Annotated in this window: 21 protein-coding genes; 9 read left to right on the forward strand and 12 right to left on the reverse strand. The window is 72.4% G+C overall.

The window, feature by feature from the left end; translation table 11 throughout:
• Position 1: 1 nt before the first annotated feature.
• Positions 2-1,414: an MFS transporter gene (locus tag AB0M36_RS30115; RefSeq protein ID WP_364164202.1), complete on the reverse strand. Its 1,413-nt coding sequence runs from the start codon at positions 1,412-1,414 to the stop codon at positions 2-4.
• 79 nt (positions 1,415-1,493) lie between these two features.
• Here AB0M36_RS30115 and AB0M36_RS30120 point away from each other — a divergent pair, with 79 nt between their 5' ends.
• Together AB0M36_RS30120 and AB0M36_RS30125 are read left to right on the forward strand one after the other, a co-directional pair.
• Entirely contained in the window at positions 1,494-2,168 is a 675-nt protein-coding gene (locus tag AB0M36_RS30120) for a TetR family transcriptional regulator (RefSeq protein ID WP_364164204.1), read from the forward strand.
• Between the two features lie 112 nt (positions 2,169-2,280).
• Complete coding sequence (locus AB0M36_RS30125) at positions 2,281-2,673, forward strand: hypothetical protein (protein ID WP_364164207.1); 393 nt, start codon at positions 2,281-2,283, stop codon at positions 2,671-2,673.
• Between the two features lie 11 nt (positions 2,674-2,684).
• Here AB0M36_RS30125 and AB0M36_RS30130 read toward each other — a convergent pair whose 3' ends face one another.
• Positions 2,685-5,486: a hypothetical protein gene (locus AB0M36_RS30130; RefSeq protein WP_364164210.1), complete on the reverse strand. Its 2,802-nt coding sequence runs from the start codon at positions 5,484-5,486 to the stop codon at positions 2,685-2,687.
• 88 nt (positions 5,487-5,574) lie between these two features.
• Positions 5,575-6,693: an aminotransferase class I/II-fold pyridoxal phosphate-dependent enzyme gene (locus AB0M36_RS30135; protein ID WP_364164213.1), complete on the reverse strand. Its 1,119-nt coding sequence runs from the start codon at positions 6,691-6,693 to the stop codon at positions 5,575-5,577.
• 87 nt (positions 6,694-6,780) lie between these two features.
• On the opposite strand from AB0M36_RS30135, the gene AB0M36_RS30140 reads away from it, so the two are divergent.
• Entirely contained in the window at positions 6,781-7,587 is an 807-nt protein-coding gene (locus AB0M36_RS30140; RefSeq protein WP_364164215.1) for an RNA methyltransferase, read from the forward strand.
• On the forward strand, positions 7,574-8,119 hold the full coding sequence (locus AB0M36_RS30145) for a GNAT family N-acetyltransferase (protein WP_364164218.1): 546 nt from the start codon (positions 7,574-7,576) through the stop codon (positions 8,117-8,119). The genes AB0M36_RS30140 and AB0M36_RS30145 overlap by 14 nt, the downstream gene beginning before the upstream one ends.
• Positions 8,120-8,137: 18 nt before the next feature.
• On the opposite strand, the gene AB0M36_RS30150 is transcribed toward AB0M36_RS30145, so the two are convergent.
• From AB0M36_RS30150 to AB0M36_RS30160, 3 genes are all read right to left on the reverse strand, one after another.
• On the reverse strand, positions 8,138-8,827 hold the full coding sequence (locus tag AB0M36_RS30150; protein ID WP_364164221.1) for a hypothetical protein: 690 nt from the start codon (positions 8,825-8,827) through the stop codon (positions 8,138-8,140).
• Positions 8,828-8,974: 147 nt separating this feature from the next.
• Positions 8,975-10,090: an SPFH domain-containing protein gene (locus tag AB0M36_RS30155; RefSeq protein WP_364164224.1), complete on the reverse strand. Its 1,116-nt coding sequence runs from the start codon at positions 10,088-10,090 to the stop codon at positions 8,975-8,977.
• Positions 10,091-10,100: 10 nt separating this feature from the next.
• Positions 10,101-10,550 (reverse strand): NfeD family protein, encoded by a 450-nt coding sequence (locus AB0M36_RS30160; RefSeq protein WP_364164227.1) that lies wholly within the window; start codon positions 10,548-10,550, stop codon positions 10,101-10,103.
• Between the two features lie 117 nt (positions 10,551-10,667).
• Between AB0M36_RS30160 and AB0M36_RS30165 the strand changes: the two genes are divergently transcribed.
• Positions 10,668-11,981, forward strand: a complete 1,314-nt coding sequence (locus tag AB0M36_RS30165) for a serine hydrolase domain-containing protein (RefSeq protein ID WP_364164513.1) — start codon at positions 10,668-10,670, stop codon at positions 11,979-11,981.
• On the opposite strand, the gene AB0M36_RS30170 is transcribed toward AB0M36_RS30165, so the two are convergent.
• Positions 11,978-12,784, reverse strand: a complete 807-nt coding sequence (locus tag AB0M36_RS30170; protein WP_364164230.1) for a DUF3097 domain-containing protein — start codon at positions 12,782-12,784, stop codon at positions 11,978-11,980. The genes AB0M36_RS30165 and AB0M36_RS30170 overlap by 4 nt on opposite strands.
• Positions 12,785-12,872: 88 nt before the next feature.
• Here AB0M36_RS30170 and AB0M36_RS30175 point away from each other — a divergent pair, with 88 nt between their 5' ends.
• Positions 12,873-13,655 (forward strand): hypothetical protein, encoded by a 783-nt coding sequence (locus AB0M36_RS30175; RefSeq protein ID WP_364164233.1) that lies wholly within the window; start codon positions 12,873-12,875, stop codon positions 13,653-13,655.
• Entirely contained in the window at positions 13,648-14,151 is a 504-nt protein-coding gene (locus AB0M36_RS30180; protein ID WP_364164236.1) for an NUDIX domain-containing protein, read from the forward strand. Before AB0M36_RS30175 ends, AB0M36_RS30180 begins: the two co-directional genes overlap by 8 nt.
• 70 nt (positions 14,152-14,221) lie before the next feature.
• Here AB0M36_RS30180 and AB0M36_RS30185 read toward each other — a convergent pair whose 3' ends face one another.
• Entirely contained in the window at positions 14,222-15,409 is a 1,188-nt protein-coding gene (locus AB0M36_RS30185) for a methyl-accepting chemotaxis protein (RefSeq protein WP_364164239.1), read from the reverse strand.
• Positions 15,410-15,597: 188 nt separating this feature from the next.
• Here AB0M36_RS30185 and AB0M36_RS30190 point away from each other — a divergent pair, with 188 nt between their 5' ends.
• Positions 15,598-15,939 (forward strand): STAS domain-containing protein, encoded by a 342-nt coding sequence (locus tag AB0M36_RS30190; protein WP_364164242.1) that lies wholly within the window; start codon positions 15,598-15,600, stop codon positions 15,937-15,939.
• Positions 15,932-16,336: an ATP-binding protein gene (locus AB0M36_RS30195; protein WP_364164245.1), complete on the forward strand. Its 405-nt coding sequence runs from the start codon at positions 15,932-15,934 to the stop codon at positions 16,334-16,336. The genes AB0M36_RS30190 and AB0M36_RS30195 overlap by 8 nt, the downstream gene beginning before the upstream one ends.
• 4 nt (positions 16,337-16,340) lie before the next feature.
• On the opposite strand, the gene AB0M36_RS30200 is transcribed toward AB0M36_RS30195, so the two are convergent.
• The 4 genes from AB0M36_RS30200 to AB0M36_RS30215 are packed head-to-tail and all read right to left on the reverse strand — an operon-like array spanning position 16,341 to position 20,287.
• Positions 16,341-17,846, reverse strand: a complete 1,506-nt coding sequence (locus tag AB0M36_RS30200; protein WP_364164248.1) for a SpoIIE family protein phosphatase — start codon at positions 17,844-17,846, stop codon at positions 16,341-16,343.
• 30 nt (positions 17,847-17,876) lie between these two features.
• Positions 17,877-18,479 (reverse strand): SAM-dependent methyltransferase, encoded by a 603-nt coding sequence (locus AB0M36_RS30205; RefSeq protein WP_364164251.1) that lies wholly within the window; start codon positions 18,477-18,479, stop codon positions 17,877-17,879.
• A gap of 3 nt (positions 18,480-18,482) precedes the next feature.
• Positions 18,483-19,262, reverse strand: a complete 780-nt coding sequence (locus AB0M36_RS30210) for an HAD-IIA family hydrolase (RefSeq protein ID WP_364164254.1) — start codon at positions 19,260-19,262, stop codon at positions 18,483-18,485.
• Complete coding sequence (locus AB0M36_RS30215; RefSeq protein WP_364164257.1) at positions 19,259-20,287, reverse strand: ferrochelatase; 1,029 nt, start codon at positions 20,285-20,287, stop codon at positions 19,259-19,261. Before AB0M36_RS30215 ends, AB0M36_RS30210 begins: the two co-directional genes overlap by 4 nt.
• Positions 20,288-20,428: the final 141 nt, after the last annotated feature.

A 20,428-nucleotide genomic window follows, 5' to 3' on the forward strand; every position in this document is an offset into this window, starting at 1 on the left:
GTCAGACAGGCTCCGGCACCCGTTCCTCGGTGACCGGCGCCTCGGCGCGCGCCGAGCGCAGTGCGTACAGACTGACCGGCACGCCGACCGCGACCAGGATCGCCGCCACCACCAGGCTGAACTGGTAGCCCTCGAGGTAGCGGTGCAGTTCACTGCCGGTCGCCGCCGCGGCCCGGTTGGTCAGGATCGCGCCGAGGATCGTGATGCCCAGCAGGCCGAACACCTCCCGCGATACGTTGAGCATCCCGGCCGCGATCCCCGCCCTGTTGGCCGGCAGCGCCCCGACGATGACGTTGTTGAGCGGCACCATCATCCCGGCCCCGACGCCGTAGAGCACAAACCAGGGCAGCAGGTCGAGATAGACCGTGCCCTCGCCGTTGGTGGCGATCCCGCCCACCGCCACCGCCATCAGCACCAGTGCGCCCGCCACCGTGCGGGCGGCGCCGAAGCGCACCTCCAGGCGCGGCGCCAGGGTCGCGGTCACGGCCATCACCAGCGCCATCGGGACGAACGCGGCACCCGCCTCGGTGGGCGTGAAGCCGAGCACGCTCTGCAGGTAGATGGCGGTGTAGAAGTAGATCCCGAAGACCCCGAACGCCCACAGCCCCATGGCCAGCAGCCCGCCGGTGAACACCCGCATGCGCAGGAAGGCCAGGTCCACCATCGGGCTCGCGGACCGCGCCTCGATCACCACGAACGCCACCGCCGCCACGGCGGCGATCCCGAAGCCGGTCAGGATGGTGCCCGACGTCCAGCCCCGCGAGCTTCCCTCGATCAGGGCGTACGTCAGGGCGAAAAGCGCGAGTGACGACGTGGCCAGCCCGGGCAGGTCCAGGCCGCGGGCGACGCGCCGGCCGGCGGGCAGCGTGAGCGCGGCGAGGACCGCGGTGACGACGCCGATGGGCGCGTTGATCAGGAAGATCCAGCCCCACGAGGTGTTCTCGCTCAGCCAGCCGCCGACCAGCGGACCGACCGCCAGCGCGAGCGCGCCGACCGCGCCCCAGACGCCGATCGCCGCGCCACGCTCGCGCGGATCCGGGAACAGCTCGGGCAGCAGGGCCAGCGAGGCCGGGGTCAGCAATGCGGCGCCGATGCCCTGCACGGCCCGCGCGGCGATCAGGGTTTCCTGGCTGCCGGCGAAGCCGGCGACCACCGACGCGACGGCGAACACCGCCAGGCCGGTGAAGAACGTGCCGCGCATGCCGAGGACGTCGGCGATCCGGCCGCCGGCCAGCAGCAGGCCGGCGAAGACCAGGATGTACGCGCTGGCGATCCACTCAAGCCCGCTGATGGTCAGGCCCAGGTCCCGTTGGATCGACGGGAGGGCCACGTTGACCACGTTGTTGTCCAGATACGTCATGAAGGTGCCCAACGCCACCGCGACGAGCGCCCACCACCGACGGTTCTTCTCCATCGAGCTCTCCCTTATACGAGGTACATGTACGTCGTACATGTACCTCGTACATGAGACCTGTACGTTGTATGGTTGTCAAGTGGCGGCGGAGAAACTCAGCAAATCAACCGTGGCGGAACGCGCGCTGCGCCTCGGCGACGACGAGGGCCTGGAAGCGGTGACCATCCGACGCCTCGCCAAGGAACTCGGCGTCACCCCGATGGCGCTCTACTGGCACTTCAAGAACAAGGACGAACTCCTGCTCGGCATCGTCGACCACGCGTTCGCCGGCGTCCGCGCCGACCGCGCCGCAACGGACCCGTGGCAGCACCAGCTACGCGCGATGGTGCGGACACTGGTCTCGGTCATGCGGGCACACCCGATCCTGCCGGTCCTGCTGATGTCGGTGGACAAGGAAGAGGCGGAAAGCTTCAGCCGCGCCGACAACGACGCGCTGGCCCTGCTCACCCAGGCCGGATTCACCGTCGAGGAGGCCTACTGGGCCGCGTCGTACCTGCTGCAGGGCGTGATCGGCCTGGTCGCCTGGCAGCCCGGCTGCCCGGCCCGAGTGCCACCCGAGGAGGCCGCCGAATGGCGCCGACAGCGCCGCCTCAAACTGGAGCGCCTGCCGGCCGACCGGTTCCCGATGCTCGTCGCCTTCGCCGACACCTTCCAGCGCGAGCCCGACCTCGACCGTTATTTCGCGTTCGGCGTGGACCTGCTGATGTCCGCCATCGAGGCCACCGCCCGCTCAGCCAGCGCCCCGACACCCTGACGCCGGATGACGGTCGGAGCCATCGCCAGCCCGGATACGACGATGGCTCGCATAGTTCCGAGGCCTGAACGCTTTGTGGTTGCCGCGTGATTGGTTGTGACATTCTGTGTGGATGCCCAGGGGAGGCAACAATCACGAGGCCACCGTCGCGGCTGACGCGACGAGGGAAGCCGCCCGGATTCAGCGGCGGGGAGCCGTTCAAGCTGCCCGGATCGGCCGGACCGGCACCATCGGAGCGGCCAAGCTCAACACCGCTGGCGCGCTCGGCGTGGCCCTCATCGCGGGTATGACCATGGTCATCAATACCAGCGTGCAAGGCTGCTACAGCCTGGAACAGGCGAGAGTCAACGCCTCCGCCAGTGCTGTCGAACGACTGCGTTCCCGGCCGCGAGCCCAGTTCTCAAACCCGGATCCGTATTCCTTCAAGGTGACGAATAGGGACTTGTATATTCGGACTCTCGCGGAACGCTACTCGGATGCCGAAAGGGTCCGCGTCAGCGAGTAGCGGCGTCGGGGTCACTCGGGCTGGTCGTGGTGGATCCGCTCGGGGGCCACGCCGAGCTCGTGCAGGGCGAGGCTGGTGGCCGCCAGCATGACCGGCGGGCCGGCCAGATACACCTCGTGGCCCGACCACTCACCATAGGCCGCGACCGCGTCGGTAACCAGGCCGGAAGCGTACGGTCCCGCCGGGCCCTCGGAGATCACCGGCACGACGGTGGCGCGCCGCGCCGCGTGGGCGACCTCGACCAGGGCCTCGATGTCGTAGAGCTCGTCGAGGGTCCGGACGCCCCAGAAGAGTACGGCCGAGCGTGGGTCGTTCGTCTCGGCGAGCTCGGTCAGCAGTGCCTTCAGCGGCGCCACGCCGGTGTCGCCGGCGATCATCAGCAGGTCGCGGCCCTCGGCGGGCAGGCTCATGTCGCCTTCGGCGCGCCAGATCTTGACTTTGTCGCCGACCCGCATCCGGTGCACCAGCGTGCCGCTGACTCCGTCCAGCGACTTCGCGCGTACGTGCAGCTCGACGATGTTGTCGCGGCGCGGCGCTCCGGCCAGCGAGTAGGGGCGCCATACGCCGGGCAGCTCGGGCACCTCGATCCGTGCGTACTGTCCGGGCCGGTACGGCATCGGCAGGTACGGCCGCAGCCGCACCACGGCGAGGTCATCTCGGCGCCGCTCGTGCGACACCACCACGGCTGTCCAGGTCACCGGCTGGTACTGCGCGGCCCTCATACCGTGCAGGATCCACTCGTACGCGTGCTGCCAGGTCGACCGCCAGGCCTGGTCGTAGTCCTGCCGCCAGCCGTTGGCGGTCATTCCGGCGCGCATCGCCTCGGCCAGCGCCGCGCCGGCGAGTTGCAGTTGCTGCGGCGCGACCCCGCATTCGGCGAGAGCGGCGCCGAGGCGACCGAAGCCGGCGACGAGAGTCGGCGGCTGGTCGATGCTGTTGACGAGCCAGGACAGGCCCTCGGCGAGCTGCTCGATCTGCGCGAGCGGTCCGCCGGGAAGCCTGGCGAACAGGGCGGGCTCGGCCTGAACGAGTGCGGCCCGCAGGCGGGTAGCCACCTCTATCTGCCCGCCGGCCAGCGACAGGCTGCTGGTCAGCAGGCGCTGCACCGCGTGCAGTTCGGCGTCGTCGGCCGGGTCCATGCCGTCGACGGGCGCGGGGGCACGGCCGGCCGCGGGCGGACGGACCGGGGGCAGAGGCGCGATCGGCGACAGTTGGTCACCCTGCCACGCCGGGCCGACCAGGCGGGGGCTGCCGATGGCCGGGATGCCGCCGATCGCCTCGGTCGCGCCGGCGGGAATGGCGGCGCTCCACGGGCCGGGGCCGGGTGGATAGGGGATGGTGGGGCGCCGCGTCGGCACGGCCGGCACCGCGCCCGAGGCGGCCGGCGGCAGCGCACCCGAGCCGGTCGGCGCAAGCCCTGGAGGCGACGCCCCCGGCACGGCCGGCTGGGTTCCTGGAGCAGGTGGCACCGCGGGCAGTGAGGTGCCGGGGCCCGCCACCGGGGCTCCCGGGAGAGGAGGAACCGCGGGCAGCGGTTGGCCGGAGCCGGGCCGGACCGCCGGCAACGGCCCCGATCCGGCACCCGGAGCGGGTGGGAAAGTGCCGGGGCCGGTGGCGGGAGGTGGGGTGCCGGGGAGCGTCGGTGGCGGTGTGCCAGGCACCGGCGCTACCGGGTACGGCCTGCCCGGGGTCGGGCCGGCGTGTCCGAGGTCTTGCGGGAGCAGGTCCATCAGATGGCCGGGGTCGACGTCGGCGATCGGTGGCCGCGGTGTGCCCGAACCGCCGCCCGGCAGTGTCCCGCCCGCCGGGGCGGGACGCGGCGGGATGGTGCCCGGTGCGAGACCCGGTGCTCCGGTGGGGTCCGCGCCGCCAGCACCCAGGTCGATGCCACCAAGCCCGACGGTGCCTGACCCGACGCCACCGGGCGCGGTGGTGCCCCGCCGGCTGGTGCCCGCCGGGGTGGTGGCGGGCGGAGTGGTGCCCGGCAGGACGGCGCCGCGCGGGTCCAAGCCCGGCACGGCGGTGCCGCGCGGGTCGGTGCCCGGCACGGCGGTACCCGGCACGGCGGTACCCGGCACGGCGGTACCCGGCACGGCGGTGTTCGGCATGGAGGTACCCCGCGGTGTGGCGCCGAAGGGGGTGGTCCGGGGCGTGAAGGTGCCGGGCGGCCGGGCCGGAGCCGCGTCGTCTGTCCCCGGCGGAAGGTTCGAGGCCTCGTCGGCGCTCGGCGGATAGGTCGGGATCGTGCCGTCGAAGTCCGGCAGGATCGTCCCGAGCGGGATGCCGCCCGACGGGCTGGGCACCGGCGGGGTAGCGACCGGCGGTGTGCCGCCCGGCGGGGTCGGCACCGGCGTCGTGGCGGCCGAATCGGCGGGTGCCGGGGTGTCGGCGCTGGGTGTGCCCGGTTCCGCTACCGGTCCACGCGGGTTCTGGGGTGGAGTCCAGCGCGGACCGGACGGGACAGGCGCGACTCCGGCACGGAAGCCACCGGCCGCCTCGGCTCCCTGCTCCCGGACCGCGTCCAGCTGCTCGGCCTCGTCAGGCTGGGAAATGCCGGGTGCCGACAGCTCCCGAAAGGGATGGGCGGCCGGCAGTTCCGTCCTGCTCTCGCGGGCCGGCCACTCGGGGTGCACCAGCTCCTCGGGATGCACGCTGTCCGGCCGGTCCCGGGCGTCGGCCTCCCGGCTGTGGAGGCGATCTTGCAGGGCCGCCGCCGCGTCCGCCTCGCCGGCTGCCGCCGCCTCGGGCGCCGCCGAGCGCAGGCGCATGGCTCGCAGCAGGGCGAGCAGGTGCGGATCGGACCCGGAAGACACCCGAACACCCCCTATCGCGGAACGACGCGAACAGTACAACCGTACTGCGGCCGGGCGTGATCCGCCGCCCGACCCCGACCGCAATTGATCAGCCGGCGGCGTCGGCCATGCGGGCCGTCGCCTCATCCAGGATCGCCGCGCTCGTCCCGAAATTCAGGCGGACGTGCCCGGCGCCGGCCGCACCGAACTTCAGGCCGGCCTCCAGCGCCACCCGGCCCCGCTCCAGGAACGGCTCGGCCGGCTCGCCGGGCGAATCCCACCCGCGGCAGTCGAGCCAGGCCAGGTAGGTCGCCTGCGGCGGCTGCCAGGAGATCCAGGGCAGGCGGGTACGCAGCAGCTCGCCGAGCTGGGTCCGGCGTTCGTCGAGGAAGCCGAGGAGTTCGTCCAGCCACTCGTCGCCGTGGGTGAACGCCGCCACCGAGGCCAGCACGCCGAAGTGTCCCGTACGCCAGCGGGCGTCCGGAGGGAACGACGCCGCGAGCGGACGGGTGCCGTCGACCACCGCCGCGCACTTGAGGCCGGCGAGGTTGAAGGCCTTACTCGCCGACACCAGGCTGACGCCGACGTCGGCCGCCCCGGGCAGGCTCAGAAACGGCGTGAACGTGGCGCCCGGCAGCACCAGCGGGCCGTGGATCTCGTCGCTGACGATCGTCACCCCGTACCGGGAAGCCAGCGTGACCAGCGCGCTCAGCTCGTCGGGGGAATGCACCCGGCCGACCGGATTGTGGGGGTTGCAGAGGACGTAGACCGCCGGGTGGGCCGCGAACGCGGCCTCGAGGCCCGCGAGGTCGAGTCGCAGGTCGGCGGTCAGCGGCACCTCGCGCAGCTGCGCACCGGCCTCGGCGGCCCAGTGGAAGAACGGCGGATACACCGGCGGGCTGACCACCACGGCGTCGCCGGCGCGGGTCAGCACCCGCAGCAGTTCCACGATCCCGACGCCGACGTCCGCGACCGGGGTGACCTTGCCGGGGTCGACGTCCCAGCCCCAGCGACGGGCGGCGAACCCGGCGACGGCGGCAGCGAGCTCGGGTCCGCCCGAGGAGTAACCGGTGTCGGAGGCGTCCACGGCGGCGCGGAGGACGTCGGCGATCGCGGGCGCGAGCGGCACGTCCAGCTCCGCGACGAACAGGGGCAGGATGTCGTCCGGATAGGTACGCCACTTGGCGCTGCCCCGCCGGCGGAGGGTCTCGAGCGAATCGACGATCATCGGCTCATCCTCGCGTGCGCGGCCGGGAATCGACAGGGGGCGCCCCGGCGCCCGGTCCCGGCCCGCCCGGGTGGCATGCTCCTCCAGGTGCCCGACGTCCAGCTGATCACCGACCCGTCCGACGAGCGCCTCGGCGACTACCGCTCCCTCACCGACCTCGAGCTGCGCACCAGGTGGGAGCCGCCGCACGGCCTCTTCATCGCCGAGGGCGAGTTGGTCCTGCGCCGGGCTCGCCGGGCCGGTTACCGGCCGCGGTCCTATCTGGTCGACGCCAAACGGGCGGACCAGCTCGACGACCTCGACGACGCACCGGTCTACGCCGCCGCCCCGGCGGTGTTGGAGCAGGTGACCGGCTTCCACGTGCACCGGGGGGTGCTCGCGTCCTTCCATCGACTCCCGCTGCTCGACGCCGGCGAGGTCCTCGCCGCCGCTCGGCGGGTCGCGATCCTCGAGGACGTCAACAACCACACGAACATCGGCGCCGTCTTCCGGGGAGCGGCGGCTCTCGGCATCGACGCCGTCCTTTTGTCACCGTCGTGCGCGGACCCGCTCTACCGCCGCAGCGTACGGGTGAGCATGGGCGAGGTGTTCGCGGTCCCGTACGCGCGTCTGGAGCCCTGGCCGGACGGCCTGGCGCTGGTCCGCGAGGCCGGTTTCTCGGTGCTGGCGTTGACTCCCGCGCCCGACGCCGTGCCGATGCAGCGCCTGGACGCGGCTCAGCGTGCCCGTCCCGCCCTGCTGCTCGGCGCGGAGGGCCCGGGCCTGTCCCGCCACGCGCTGGCGGCGTGCGACGTCCCGGTACGGTTGCCGATGCGCCGCGGCGTGGACTCGCTCAACGTGGCCGCGGCGGCGGCGGTGGCCTTCTGGGAGTTGGGACGTGATGACGATCTCTGAGCTCAAGACCGCGCGGCTCGCGTTGCGCCAGTGGCGCGACGACGACGCCCTTCCGTGGGCGGCCATGAACGCCGACCCGGTCGTCCGCGAGCACTTCCCGTCCATCCTGACCTATGAGCAGAGCGCCGCGTCGATGAGGTCCTTCCGCGACGACCTGGACCGGCGGGGTTGGGGCTGGTGGGCGCTCGAGGTGGCCGCGACGGGCGAGTTCATCGGCATGGCGGGGCTGGACCCGGTGGACCCTGGCCTGCCGTTGGGCGGCGTGGAGGTCGGGTGGCGTCTCGCCCGGTCGGCCTGGGGCCTCGGCTACGCGACCGAGGCCGGGCACGCCTGCCTCGACTACGGCTTCGACCGGCTGGACCTGCCCGAGATACTGGCACTCACCACGACGGGCAACGAGCGGTCGCGGGCGGTGATGCACCGGCTGGGCATGACCCGCGACCCGGCCGAGGACTTCGACGATCCGACGATCCCGCCGGGGGCGCCGCGGCGCTCGGTGGTCTACCGGATCAGGCGCAGCCACCCGCACTGAGCCGCCGCACCGAGGTGGTCAGGACGGCGGGATCAGGCGGGAGCCGGTCCAGGCGAGCCCCATCCCCGCCGCCAGCAGGAGCAGCGCTCCGACCGTCGGCAGTGGCCTGATCGCCGACGAGCCCGCGCCGATCGACAGGGCCGCGAGGATCAGCAGCACGCCGTCGGCCGGATTGACCAGTTTGGAGCGCAGCACCGCCCAGCCCAGCAGCAGCCATCCGGTGCCCATGACGGCCGCGGCCGCCGTGGAGGCGGTGTGGACCTGGTCCGGGGTCAGCCCGGGTGCCGGCGACCCGCCGGCGGGCAGGGCCAGCAGCGGCAGCCACAGCAGCGCACCGGCCAGCCCGATCAGCAGTCCCGCCACCGCCGGCCGACGGGTACGCGACCCGGCGAGCAGCCCCGCGAGCGCGATCATCGCCAGGGTGCAGAGCCAACCGGCGGCGACTTCCACCAGCAGTTGTCCGGCCGGGGCGGACACCCCGACCGCCGACCAGGCGGGCACCCCGAGGGTCGACCAGCCGTAGAGCGCCGCGCCGGCGGGAAGTGCCCACAGGGCGACCCGGGCGTAGCGGCGTACGGACCAGATCCAGACCGCCTCGCGGACCGGCAGCAGATGGTCGTCGGTGGCCGCCGTGCTCGGGGCGCCGACCCAGGCCGGGGCCACCCGCAAAGGGCGGCCACTAGCGGTCTGGTACTGACTGATGCTCATGGCTCCGCCTTGGTGGGCTCAAGCCGAGCGGCCGGGGGCACCGGTCGGAATCCTGGAACCACCATGGCAAAACCCCGCGCATCGGCGCGGGGTTTTGCGATATTCGCTACGATCCCGCACCCACCGGGGTGCCGGGACGGACGACCGTCAGGCCCGCTCGGGCTCGCCGGCTCCGTTGTAATCCGCCGCTCCGAGCGCGGCCGACGGCGGAATCGTCTCCGGCGCGGGCAGCGCCGCCGTGCCGCTGTCGCCGGAGGCCTGCGCCTCCGCCGCGCGGACCTGAGCGTTGACCGCCGCCGCCTCGTCCGCGGCCGCCTGCGCCGCCGCGGCGGCCTCGCGTTCCACGGCGCCCGAGTCCACCGACGCCGACGGCAGGTCGCCGGCCATGTTGGCCAGGCCGCCGAGGGCGCCGCCGAGGCCGTCGAGGGCCTTGGACAGCTCGGTCGGGATGATCCAGACCTTGTTGGCCGTGCCGTTGGCGATCTGCGGGAGGGCCTGCAGGTATTGGTAGGCCAGGACCTTCTGGGACGGGTTGGCCGTGTGGATCGCGTCGAAGACCGTCCGGATCGCCTTGGCCTGGCCCTCGGCCTGGAGGATGCGGGCCTGCCGGTCACCGTCGGCGCGCAGCACCTGCGACTGCTTCTCACCCTCGGCGGTCAGGATCGCCGCCTGCTTGTGGCCCTCGGCGTTGAGGATCGTGGCCCGGCGTTCGCGTTCGGCGCGCATCTGCTTCTCCATGGAGTCGCGGATGCTCGGCGGCGGCTCGATGGCCTTGATCTCCACCCGGGTGACCTTGATGCCCCAGCGCCCGGTGGTCTCGTCGAGCACGCTGGACAGATGCCGGTTGATCTCCTCGCGGCTGGTCAGGGCGCGCTCCAGGTCGAGCGAGCCGATGACGTTGCGCAGGGTGGTCACCGTCAGCTGCTCGATCGCCTGCAGGAAGTTCGAGATTTCGTACGTGGCGCGCACCGGGTCGACGACCTTGAAGTAGAGCACCGTGTCGATGCTGACCACGAGGTTGTCCGAGGTGATCACCGGCTGCGGCGGGAAGCTGACGACCTGCTCGCGCATGTCGACCTTGGTGCGGACCGCGTCGACGAACGGCACCAGCAGGTTGAGGCCCGGCGACAGGGTGCGCTTGTATTTGCCGAGCCGTTCCACGACGTCCATGCGCTGCTGGGGGACGATGCGAACGGAACGGATAAGGGTGATCACCGCGAACAGGGCGATCACGAAGATGAGTACACCGACAACGACTTCCATGGGTGCCTCTCTATATGCTGGGCGTATCGTCGCGCCACACGATGGCGGTGGCGCCCTTGACTTTGATGACACGGACGTGCTCGCCCGGAAGATACTTCTCCGCACCGTCGAAGGAGCGGGCGGTCCAGAGCTCGCCATCGATCTTGATCAGACCATGGTCGGCGTCGACCTCTTCCAGCACGGTCGCCTTCGAGCCCTCGATCGCCTCGATGCCGAAGGGTGTCTCGCCCGTCTCGAGGGCCGACCGCTGGTGGCGGATGATGATCGGCCGGACGGCGGCGACGGAGAGACCGGAGACGATGGCGAAGACGATGGCCTGCACGAGGACCGAGGCGCCGAGCGCCGCCGCGCCGGCCGCCGCGAGGGCGCCGGCGGCGAAGAAGATGACCAGGAAGGTCGCGGTAAAGGCCTCGGCGATCGCGAGGGCGACGGCGACGACCAACCACAGGACAGCTTCCATCCCCTGATCGTGACACGTCTGCGCACGCGGAGCGACACCGCGTGAGCATCAATGCGGCGTAGCCATATCCGTTTCCCCACAGTTAGACCCTTGACTCCCCACCAGGAAGGCTCCCCCGTGTCCCTGCTGCCGGAAACCGGCCGACGCGTCACCGAGATCGCCGCCCGCGCGCAATCCGCGGGCCGAGCGCCGTCGCTGGCGCTGGCGGTGGTCCGCGACCGCTCGCTGCTGCACTTCACGGGTGCCGGAGAGACGCCGCCGCCGGACCCGAAGACGCAGTACCGGCTGGGGTCGATCACCAAGACGCTGACCGCGACGATGGTCATGCAGCTGCGCGACGAGGGCTTCTTCGCCCTCGACGACCTGCTCTACCGGCACCTGCCGGGCACGTCGGTCGGCGGGATCACCCTGCGCCAGCTGCTGGGGCACGTCTCCGGCCTGCAACGGGAGCCGGACGGGCCGTGGTGGGAGCGTCGCGACGGCGGCAGCGTGGAGCAGCTGCTGCGCGAGCTCGCCTTCGACAAGATCGCCGGGCCGCCGTTTCGGACGTACCACTACTCCAATCTCGCGTACGGGCTGCTGGGGGCGGTGCTGGAGCGGGTAACCGGGGAATCCTGGACGGATCTGGTCGGCAAGCGGGTGCTCGACCCGCTCGGCATGAAGCGCACCACCTACTCCCCCGTCGAGCCGTACGCCCGCGGTTACGTCGTCCACTCCCTGGACGGCACCCTGCACGAGGAGCCGAGGCCGGACGCGGGCGCCATGGCCCCGGCCGGGCAGCTGTGGTCGACGGTGACCGACATGGCCAAGTGGGCCGCGTTCCTCGCCGATCCGGCGCCGACGGTGCTCGGCCGCGAGACCGTCGACGAGATGTGCAGGCCGGTGGTGATGCAGGACGAGACGTGGACCGCCGGTCACGGCCTGGGCCCGGAGCTGCACCGGGTGGGCGAGCGGGTCTACGTGGGCCACGGCGGGTCGATGCCCGGGTACGTCTCCAGCCTGCTGGTGCACCGCCCCAGCCGCACCGGGGTGATCGCCTTCGCCAACTCGTACGGCCTGCGCGGCACCTCCATCCGCGCGGTGGCGTGCGAGGCCCTGACCGCGGTGCTGGACGCGGAACCCACGCCTCCGACGCCGTGGCGCCCCGCTCCCGCCCCCCAAGGCGAGGCCGTCGAGCTGTGCGGGCGCTGGTGGTGGATGGGCGGCGAGTTCGAGGTGACCGCCGACGGCACCGAGCTGGTGATGGCGCCGGTCGGCTACTCGGCCCGGCCGCCGTGGCGGTTCGCCCGCGAGGCACCGGACCGCTGGCGGGGCACGGCAGGCGTGAACGCGGGCGAGATCCTCGCGGTGCTGCGGTCCGCGGACGGCACGGTGGAGAAGCTCGACATCGCCACCTTCGTCTTCAGCCGCGACCCCCGGCACCTTGCCTAACCGGCCGGCTCGGTCACGAAGTCGATGAGGCGTTCCATGGCGTTGATCAGCGGCGTCTCGACGTCCTTGTAGCTGTTCACGCTGCCCAGGATCCGCCGCCACATGTCGGCCGGCTCCGCGATACCCGCCGCCCGGCAGACGCCCTCTTTCCAGGGCTGCCCCGGCGGGATCACCGGCCACTCGCGCAGCCCCACCCGCTCCGGCTTGACCGCCTGCCACACGTCCACGTACGGATGCCCGGTGACCAGCACGTCGGGGTCCCGGACGGCGGCCACGATGCGGCTCTCCTTGGAGCCGGGCACCAGGTGGTCGACGAGCACGCCGACCCGGCGTTCAGGGCCCGGGCGAAAGTCGCGGACCGCTCCGGCGAGGTCGTCGATGCCGTCGAGCGGTTCCACCACGATGCCCTCGATGCGCAGGTCGTCGCCCCAGATCCGTTCGACCAGGGCGGCGTCGTGGATGCCCTCGACCCAGATGCGGCTGGCCTTGGCGACCTGGGCGCGTACGTCGCGGACCGCGACCGACCCGGACGCCGTGCGCTGGCGTTGCGGCGCGGCCGGGGCCTGGGCGGGTCGACGCAGCGTCACGACCTTGCCGTCGAGCAGGAACCCGGCCGGTTCGAGGGGGAAGTTGCGGCGCCGGCCGTGCCGGTCCTCGAGCACCACCGCGCCGTACTCGAAACCGACGACCGCGCCGCAGAAGCCGGCGCCCGCGTCCTCCACCACCAGACCCGGCTCCGCGTCCACCTCAGGTATCACCGTGCGGCGTCGCCAATTGCCTGCAAGTACGTCCTCCCCATACATCTGCGCACCGTAACTCGTCCGCCCGGACACGCCGTATCCGACGCTCCGGCCGAGACAACGTCGGCGCGGGACACGTACCCTTGCTCGCATGTCCCCCGCAGCAGATGCGGCGACTCTCACGGCGCGCCGGTCGACCCGGTTCGTCGCCTGGGTGCGCGCCTGGCGGGCCGGCCTCGTCCCGTTCGACGAGCTGGCCGACGAGATCTCCGGCGACGAGGAGCACCTCGTCGCCGATGCCCCCGGCACGTGGACCGACGTGCCGCTGAGTCAGGCGCTGCCGGCGTTCGCGAAGCTGCATCCCGACGAGATCCGCCTGGTGCTGCCGGTCCCCGGCGACCCGCGGGGACTGCCCGGCCCGGGCGAGCTGACCGGCGCCGCCCTGCTGGCCGGCGAGGCCATGATGACGCCCACGCTCGGTGTCGTCCCCGAGGTGCGCCGGCACACGTCGGGTTCCGGGGTCACCTTCGAGACGGTCCTGTGGCGGTTCTTCCCCGTCGCGGAATACCGGCCGGTCTTCCAGATGGGATCGGCGGAGGCCGAGGCGGAGCTGACCCGTGCCCTGGCCGAGGCCACGACCCAGCTGACCCGCCTCGACGTCGCCCAGTGGCGTCCCGAGCTGGCGGGCGCGTTGCAGGCGCTCCGCCGTCCGGAGAGCACCGCGACGCTGCCTCCGGGCTTCGACCCGCGGTCGCGGCGGCTCTTCGCCCGCGCCAGCGTCCTCGACCAGGTGCTCGTGCTGGCCGAGCACAACGCGCCCGGCGGCGCCGTCAACGGATACGAGGCACAGCAGCGGGACGCGGCCCTGCGGCCACTGACGACGGCCTGCCGTCAGGCGCTGGTCGCGGCGTGCAATTCTCCGTTGCATGCCTGACCGTTTCGCGCACTGCACGTTCTGCGGCGCCCGCTTCACCCTCGGCCAGCCGTGGCCGCGACGCTGCGCCGCCTGCGGAGAGACCAGCTATCAGAACCCGGCGCCGGTCGCCGTCGCGGTCCAGCCGGTGGCCGGCGGGCTGGTGGCGATCCGCCGGGCGATTCCGCCCGCGCGGGATCAGCTCGCCCTACCGGGCGGCTTCATCGATGTGGACGAGACCTGGCAGCAGGCCGCGGCGCGCGAGCTGCGGGAGGAGGCCGGCCTGCGGGCAGACCCCGATTCGGTACGCCTGTACGACGCGCTCAGCGCTCCCGACGGCACCCTGCTGATCTTCGGGCTCTTCCCGGCGCTGGCGTCCACCGCGGACCTTCCGGAGGCGCGGCCGAACGACGAGACCCGGGAACGGCTGGTGCTGGACGGGCCGCGACAGCTCGGCTTCGACTTGCACACCCGGGTGGCCAACCGCTGGTTCGCCGAGGCGCCCCCGGCGCTGTAGGCCCCGCGCTAGGACCGTCGCGGCGCCCCGGGGCCGTGGGTCCCGCGCTACGACCGTCGCGCGGCGTCGGTCAGGAGTGGAAGACCTCCGCGAGGTTCCGCAGGCGGGCGGCCGTGCCGGTCAGCTCGCCGACCGCGCGGTGGGTCTCCTCGGCCGCGCCGCGCACCTCGTTGGCCGCCGTGCTGACCGCCGAGATGGCCTGGCTGATCTGCTCGGTGCCGGTGCTGACCAGGCCGGCGCCCTGCACCATCGTGCCGGTCGTGGCGGTCTGCTCCTCGATCGCCGCGGCGATGGTGATCTGGTGCTGGGCGATGGCGCCGATGATGGCGGAGAACCCGCTGACCGCCTCGACCGCCTCGCCCGTGTCGTGCTGGATGCCCTCGATGCGGCGGGCGATCTCCTCGGTGGCCTGGGCGGTCGCCTGGGCGAGCTCCTTGACCTCGCCCGCGACGATGGCGAAGCCGCGCCCCGCCTCGCCGGCCCGGGCCGCCTCGATGGTGGCGTTGAGGGCCAACAGGTTGGTCTGCGCCGCGATGGCGTTGATCGAGCGCAGCACGTCGTTGATCTCCTGGCTGGAGTCACGCAGCCGGGAGACGTTGCCGGTGGCCACGGCGACCCCGGCCACCGCCTCGTCGGTCATCCGGCTGACGTCGGAGGTGTTGGTGCTGATCTCCTCGATGGCCACCCGCATCTGCTGGGTGCCGTCGGCGATCGAGCCCACCTCGTCGCTGGTACGCCGGGCCGAGTGCACCACCGTCTCGAGCTCGCCGGCGGTGGCTTCGGCCGCCCGCGTCATGGTGGTGCTCACCTGCCCCAGGGAGTCCGAGGAGGCGTTCAGCTCGGCGACCGCGAGCCGGATGCCGTCGACCGTCGTCTGGACGCGGTCCATCATCGCGTTGTAGGCCGTGGCCATCTGGCCCAGCTCGTCCTTGCCGACGACCGGCATCCGGGGGCCGAGATCGCCCCCGGCCGCGGACTTGATCACGGACGCGCAGACCTTCAGCACCCGCACGAGGCTGGACACCACCGACACCTGCAGGATCAGCACGGCCGGTACGACGACCACCGGCAGCCACAGCGCGACGCGCGCGAGCCGTTCGAGATCCTCGCGGCCGGACGAGCCCTCGGGCAGGGTCTCCGCGACCGAGCCGGCCACCGAACGGGTGACCACCGCGAGGACCGCGAACCCGCCGACGAAGAAGATCATGGCGATCAAGGTACGGATCTTGGGCGGCACTCGATCCAGCAGGGAGAGCATGTCCGACTTATCGGCGGGAGACCGCCCGACTTGAGCCGAAGTGTGATGCCAGTCTCAGGTCATTAGAGGGGAGTCTTCCCCTTAATGTCGGGAATCGTCTCGGTTCACCCGGCGGCCGTGCGGCGCCCGCCGCGGCGCGGGTCGGTGGCATGATGTGCGGGATCTCCGTTGCCGAGCGAAGGACCACGATGGCGCGCTTCGAGGCCGCGGCCTCCACCGCACCCGGCCGGTTCGTGTTGGCGTTGGCCGGCGAGTGCGACCTCGAGGGCCGGGACCGGCTCAGCGAGCTGCTGCTGGACGCGGTCGGCCGCGCCGACCTGGTGGTCGTCGACCTGACCGAGGTCACGTTCATCGACTCCAGCGGCATCCACGCCCTGGTCACCGCCCACCACGCGGCGAGACGGGCGGGTAAGCGGCTGCACGTGGTCAACGCCGCGGGGGTGGTCGCCACCGTCCTGGAGATCACCGGCGTCGCGCAGCTGCTGTCCCCGACGCCGGCGCCCGACGCGGGAGAGGCCGACCGTGGCTGACCCGGTTTTCGAGCCGTCGGTCGTCGCCGGCCCCGACTCGCTCACCTACCACGAGCCTGGCGACCTCCGCGCCGTGCGCGCCTTCGTCGCGGCCCGGGCGGCCGCGCTCGGTCTCGCCGACACGCGCACCGAGCTGCTCGTCCTGGCGGTCAGCGAACTGGCGACGAACACGCTGCAACACACCGCGGGCAGCGGCCGGGTCCGGGTCTTCGCCCGGCCCGGCGTGATCGTCTGCGACGTCGTCGACCAGGGACCGATGCGGGAGTGGGGACGCCGCATGCCGGCCGCCGACGCCGTCGGCGGCCGGGGGCTCGCCATCGTGGCCCAGGTCTGCGACGAGGTGGAGACCGCCGCCGTCGAGGACGGCACGCGGGTCCGCATCCGGCTGCGGCTCTGAGCGCTCAGCTGACGCGTACGGCGAGCAGGCACGTGTCGTCGTCCGGATTCGCCGAACGCAGCAGGCCCCGGAGCCTGACCAGCGGATCCGCGCCGGGGCTCGCCGACACGGCGGACAGGTGCCGCTTGACATCGGCCAGCGTCGCGACGGCGCCGGCCTCCCGCCGTTCCACCAGACCATCGGTGTAGAGCAGCACCAGGTCGGCCTCCTCGAGCGGCGCGTCGGCCACCGGATAGCCGGCGTCGGCGTCGGCGCCCAGCAGCAGCCCCGGCGGCGAGGGAAGCTCGGCGGCGTGCCCCGCCCGGGCCAGCAGCGGGGGCGGGTGCCCGGCACGGGCCCACGACAGCCGCCCGGCCACCGGATCGTGGCGCCCCACCACGGCCGTGCCCGTGAGCCCCAGCTGCACGCACAACCGGTTCAGATGCCCGAGCAGCACGCCGGGGTCGTGGATGCCGATCGACAGCCACGCCACCAGGGCGAAACGCAGATGCGCCATCCCGTTTGCCGCCTCCAGGCCATGCCCCGCCACGTCGCCGACGGCGAGCAACACCTGCCCGTCGGGAAGCGTCTGCGCGTGGTACCAGTCGCCGCCGACCTGGATCGCCTTCTCCGCCGGCAGGTAGCCGACCACCGCCTCCAGCCGGTGCAGCGCGATCGGCTCCGCCGGGACCGGCTGGATCAGGTGTTGCAGCTGAGCGGCGAGCCGGTGCTCGGCCAGCGCGGTCATCTCGCGGGTACGCAACTGGTGGGCGAGCCGCTGAATCGCCGACCTCGAGTCCTCCCGCGCGGTGACGTCCTGCACGACGGCGTAGATCTTCACCGGCGCCCCGTCGGCGTCGCGGGCCGCGTCCGAGAGGATGCGCAGGTGTCGCACCGCCGTACCGATGCGGAACCGGACTGTCACGTCGGAGGTCGCGCCGCTGTCGAGGGTCTGCCAGGCGGTCTCCGCGATCCCCCGGTCCTCCGCGAGCATCGCGGCCTGCTGTTCGGCGCGGCTCATCGGCCCGAGGGCGGGTTCCCGCCCGAAGATCCGGTACATGCCCGGTGACCAGTCGCTGCGGCCGGTGATCAGGTCGAACTCGGTCCAGCCGAGGCTGCCGAGCAGCTCGGTGCGCTCCATCCGGAGCTGGGCCTCGTCCGAGCGTTGCCACCACACCATGAGCCCGCCGAGCACCCGGTGCACGGTGACGACGAAGTGCGACTGGGCGACCACGCCCGCGCTGTGGTCCTCGTAGAGGAAGTCCTTCAGCTCGCCGGGGACGCCGTCCGCGAGCACCCGGTGGTACAGGTTCCACAGGGGACCGCCCACCATCGACGGGTACAGCTCCGCGAGGCGGGCCTGCCGGCGGCTCGCACCCCGGTGGTAGATGTCCGCCACCCGGTCGCTGGTCGCGGCGACCGTGAAGTCGACGACCTCGCCGTCGGCGCCGGTCACCGGCACCAACCAGGTGCACCCGGCCGGGATCGCCGTCAGCACCTCCTGCACGAGCCCGGCGAGATCCTCAGCCATGCCGGGAGCCTATCGCCGGTCGGGCGTGCGTCAGGGCAGCCGCCGCAGGACGTCCAGCACGAACCAATCGTCCTCGTGACGCACCCGCCGCTCGAGCCCGGGCCGCTCCGCCAGGGCCGCGTGCACGTTGAAGCCGTCGTAGCCGCCGCCCCGCCGGTCGCGGAAGTGGACCGCGACGATGTCCCCGTCCGGCTCCAGCCGGGACACCAGGCCGTCGAGCAGCGCGTCCAGGTCCTCGGCGGAGAGGTAGTAGAGCAGGTCGCCCACGACGATCAGGTCGAAGGTGGCGTCCGGCAACTCGGCCGGCAGCATCGCGCGCTCCACCCGTACGTTCGAAAGATCCCGGACCGCCTCGCGGGCCTGCTCCACGGCGGCGTCGACGCAGTCGACGGCGAGGATCTCGTCGCAGCGCGGCGCCAGCAACCGGGTCAGTTCCCCGATCGAGCAGCCGGGCTCGTAGCAGCCGCGGTAGCGGGCCCGGGGCAGGCTCGCGACGGTGACCGCGTACTTGCGCTGGTCGTCCCACTTCGTCGCGTTGTCCCACGGGTCGTCCTTCGCCAGGTACATCCCGAGAAAATGCTCGGCGGAGACGGTGGCACGTGGCGCCTCGGCGTCACCCGAACGTCGTGTCATGCGTCAGATCTCCCCGATCAGGTCGGCGACGCTGTCCACGACCCGCGACGGCCGGTACGGATAGCGCTCGCTCTCCGCCCGGGTGCTGATGCCGGTCAGCACGAGGATCGTCTCGAGCCCGGCCTCCAGGCCGCACAGCACGTCGGTGTCCATCCGGTCGCCGATCATCGCCGTGGTCTCGCTGTGCCCGCCGATGACGTTGAGCGCCGAGCGCATCATCATCGGGTTGGGCTTGCCCACGAAGTAGGGGTCCACCCCGGTCGCCTTGGAGATCATCGCCGCCACCGACCCGGCCGCCGGCAGCGCGCCCTCGGTGGACGGGCCGGTCGCGTCGGGGTTGGTGCAGATGAAGCGGGCGCCGTCGTTGATCAGGCGGACCGCCTTGGTGACCGCCTCGAAGCTGTAGGTGCGGGTCTCGCCCAGCACGACATAGTCCGGCGAGAACTCGGTCAGGATGTAGCCCGCCGCGTGCATCGCGGTGGTCAGCCCGGCCTCGCCGATCACGTACGCCGTGCCACCCGGGCGCTGGTCGGCGAGGAACTGCGCGGTCGCCAGCGCCGCCGTCCAGATCGACCGCTCCGGCACGTCGAAGCCCATCCGGGCCAGCCGGGCCTGCAGGTCACGCGGGGTGTAGATCGAGTTGTTGGTGAGGATGAGGAACGGCTTGCCCGACGCCTTCATCCGGTTGACGAACTCGGGCGCGCCGGGCACCGGCTCACCCTCGTGGACGAGCACGCCGTCCATGTCGGTGAGCCAGCTCTCGATGGGCTTGCGCTCGGTCATGACGCTCCTCGTCTCTGCGGTGCCGGGCAGCAGCCGGCCGAGCACTCGTCCCAGCTCGGAAGCGTACCCAGCCGCTCACGCGCGATGCCGTCGGTCCGCTCCCGCACCAGCTCGGTGATCATCGTGACGAACCGGGGATCGGTGCCGGGAGTCGCGGCACGGGCATAGCCGAGGCCGAGCCCGGCGGCGGTGTCCCGGGCCTCGTTGTCGAGATCCCAGACGACCTCGAGGTGATCGGAGACGAAGCCGATCGGGCTCACCACGACGTCGGTGACCCCCTCGTCGGCCAGCAACCCGAGGTGGTCGTTGACGTCCGGCTCCAGCCACGGCACCCGCGGCGGTCCGGACCGGCTCTGCCACACCAGGTCCCAGGAAAGCTCGGGCGCGGCCGCGGCGTGCACCAGCGCGGCCGTCTCCCGCAACTGGGCCTCGTAACGGCCGCCGTCCGGGCCGGCGGTGGCGGCCATCGACACCGGGATGGAATGCGCGGTGAAGACCAGCCGGGTGGTGGCGCGGCGCCCGGGGTCCAGCGTCTCGAGGGCCGCGCGGACGGCGTCGGCGTGCGGGCGTACGAAACCGGGGTGGTCGTGGAACTGCCGCAGCTTGGTGATCACCGGCGCGCCGGCGCCGACCTTCGCCCGCGCCTGGGCGATGTCCTCCCAATACTGCCGGCACGACGAATACCCGCCGTAGGCACTGGTGGCGAACCCGAGGGCGGAGGTGACGCCGTCGTCGCGCATCTGCGCCACGGTGTCGGCGAGCATCGGCTGCCAGTTCCGGTTGCCCCAGTACGCCGGCAGACCGACCCCGTTCGCGGCGAAGTCGGCCCGCACGGCGGCGAGCAGGTCCCGGCACTGCTGGTTGATCGGCGAGACGCCCCCGAAGTGGTAGTAGTGCTCGGCCACCTCGGCCAGCCGCTCCTCGGGAATCCCCCGCCCCCGCGTCACATTCCGCAGAAACGGCATCACATCATCGCGATGCTCGGGCCCCCCGAACGACATCAACAAAAACGCGTCATACGCCACCCGACGAACCTACCTGTTACATGGCCTCGCTTTGCTCGGCGGGCACTGCGCCCCTGAGAGCCGATGTTGAGGGCGCCGAAACGAACCACGGCAAAGAACGCCTAGTTCGTTTCGGCGCCCTCAACATCGGCGGGCGCAGTG

It is taken from the genome of Actinoplanes sp. NPDC051346 (assembly GCF_040682215.1).
In the GTDB taxonomy this organism is placed as follows: domain Bacteria; phylum Actinomycetota; class Actinomycetes; order Mycobacteriales; family Micromonosporaceae; genus Actinoplanes.